We start from the raw sequence: 2,345 nt of genomic DNA, 5'->3' as shown, positions 1-2,345 counted from the left end.
GTTCGGCCGCGGCCCGATGAAGGACACCAGGCTCATTACCAGTTCCTCACGGATCGGGTCGATCGGCGGATTGGTGACCTGAGCGAAGTTCTGCTTGAAATAGGTGTAGAGCAGCTTCGACTTGTCCGACATCGCCGAGATCGGCGTGTCGGTGCCCATCGAGCCGACCGCTTCCTGGCCGGTAGTGGCCATCGGTGCCATTAGAAGCTTCGTGTCTTCCTGTGTGTAGCCGAAGGCCTGCTGGCGATCGAGCAGGCTGACATCCTTGCGCAGCGCCCGCGGCTCGACCGGCTTCAGCTCTTCAAGAATCAACTGCGTGTTGGCGAGCCAGGTCTTGTAAGGGTGCCTGGTCGCGATCTCCGACTTGATCTCCTCGTCGGAGATGATGCGGCCCTTGGCCAGATCGATCAAAAGCATGCGGCCGGGCTGCAGCCGCCACTTCTGCACGATCTTTTCCTCCGGCACCGGCAGCACCCCGGCTTCCGAAGCCATGATGACGCGGTCGTCGTCGGTGACGATGTAGCGAGCCGGACGCAGGCCGTTGCGATCGAGCGTCGCGCCGATCTGCCGCCCGTCGGTGAAGACGACCGCCGCCGGCCCGTCCCACGGCTCCATCAGCGCGGCGTGGTATTCGTAAAACGCCTTGCGGTCGGGATCCATGAGCTTGTTGCCGGCCCAGGCTTCCGGGATCAGCATCATCATGGCGTGGCTTAAGCTATAGCCGCCCTGGAACAGGAATTCGAGCGCATTGTCGAAGCACGCCGTGTCGGACTGACCCTCATAGGAGATCGGCCACAGCTTCGAGATGTTGTTGCCGAACAGCTCCGAATCGACCGAGGCCTGACGCGCGGCCATCCAGTTGTTGTTGCCGCGCACCGTGTTGATCTCGCCGTTATGCGCGACCATGCGATAGGGATGCGCCAGCTTCCATGACGGGAAGGTGTTGGTCGAGAAGCGCTGGTGGACGAGGATCAGCGCCGTGTCGAAGCGCGGATCCTTGAGGTCCTTGTAATAGGCGCCGACTTGGTAGGCGAGGAACATGCCCTTGTAGACGATGGTGCGCGCCGACAGCGACACGCAATAGGCGCCGACATCCTTGTTGTCGTTCTCGGCATAGATGCGGCCCGAGATCACCTTGCGCAGCAGGTAGAGCCTCGCCTCGTACTCCTCGTCGTCCGGAATCTCGGCCGTGCGGCCGATGAACACCTGGCGATGGAACGGCTCCGAGGCGACAATCTCCGGCGCCTTCGACAGCGACGAATTATCGACCGGCACGTCGCGGAAGCCGATCAGCGGCAGCCCTTCGGACTGGGCCGATTCGGCGATGATGTCCTCGATATGGGCGCGAAGGGCTGCGTCCTGCGGCATGAACCAGTGGCCGACGCCATATTGGCCTGCCGGCGGCAGTTCGACGCCCTTTGCGGCCATCTCATCGCGGAAGAACCGATCCGGAATCTGCACCAGCACGCCGGCGCCGTCGCCGACCAGCGGATCGGCGCCGACAGCGCCGCGATGGGTGAGGTTTTCCAGCATCGCCAGACCGTCCTCGACGATCTGGTGCGACTTTACGCCCTTCATGTTGGCGATGAAGCCGACGCCGCAGGCGTCATGCTCGTTGCGCGGATCGTAGAGGCCCTGCGCGATCAAACCATTGGCGGCGGTACCAGTTTTGACGGCTGCCGCTTTCGTCTGCGCGGCCTGGCCGTTGATCGCAGATGGCGTCAATTCCGTCATCGTCCTATCCTCCGTTCCGCACCCTTGGCGGTGATTGCCCTCGGGGCGCTGGTTTGCCTTGGGAAGCACGATGCTTCCCTTCGTCCTTGCTGCACGTCTCGCGAAATTCTTGCCGAACCATGCGGCCATACGCCCGGTTCGCATCCGGTATCGTACAGGCCAGAGCGGAGCCGTCTACCCGCCGCTCGCGACAATGGCCGGAATGGCAGCGATGATATGCCAGTCCAGCCTGTTTTGTGCGACAAAATAAGACAGCACTACTGTCCTAAATTTTTTATGGCAGAAATCCCGCACCTGCACAAGACCGATTCACAAAATTCTCGGGCGTGCCGCGACACAAAATTTCGCGAAGGGATCAAAAAACGCAACCTCTAGTCAGTCGTTACGGCCCAGCTGGCTTCACCGTTTTGCGAAAGATTGGCCCTTGCGCTTCGCGCGCCAAAGCAGTCAAGTCGCGCCGCTTTCTGCCAATCACAATACGGACCTCTCGATGTTCTTTGCATCCGACAACTGGGCGGGCGTTCATCCCGACATTTCGGCGAACCTCTCCCGCCACGCGGCCGGCATCGCGACCGCGTATGGCGACGGCGACCTGGACCGCACCGTCTACC

Annotated in this window: 1 protein-coding gene and 1 pseudogene; one reads left to right on the top strand and one right to left on the bottom strand. The window is 61.7% G+C overall.

The annotated features are described in order from the left end of the window. A partial coding sequence (locus EOA60_RS29210) for a glutamate synthase central domain-containing protein (protein WP_281060791.1) occupies positions 1–1,734 on the bottom strand: 1,734 nt, incomplete at its 3' end. A gap of 424 nt (positions 1,735–2,158) precedes the next feature. Here EOA60_RS29210 and EOA60_RS39320 point away from each other — a divergent pair. Further along, positions 2,159–2,345, top strand: a pseudogene (locus EOA60_RS39320) (hypothetical protein); the annotation flags it as partial.

Origin of the sequence: Mesorhizobium sp. M1A.F.Ca.IN.020.06.1.1 (assembly GCF_004023265.1) — a bacterium.
Taxonomy (GTDB): Bacteria; Pseudomonadota; Alphaproteobacteria; order Rhizobiales; family Rhizobiaceae; genus Mesorhizobium.
The sequence above is the reverse complement of the archived record's forward strand: the minus strand, read 5'-3'. Positions and strand labels throughout refer to the sequence as shown.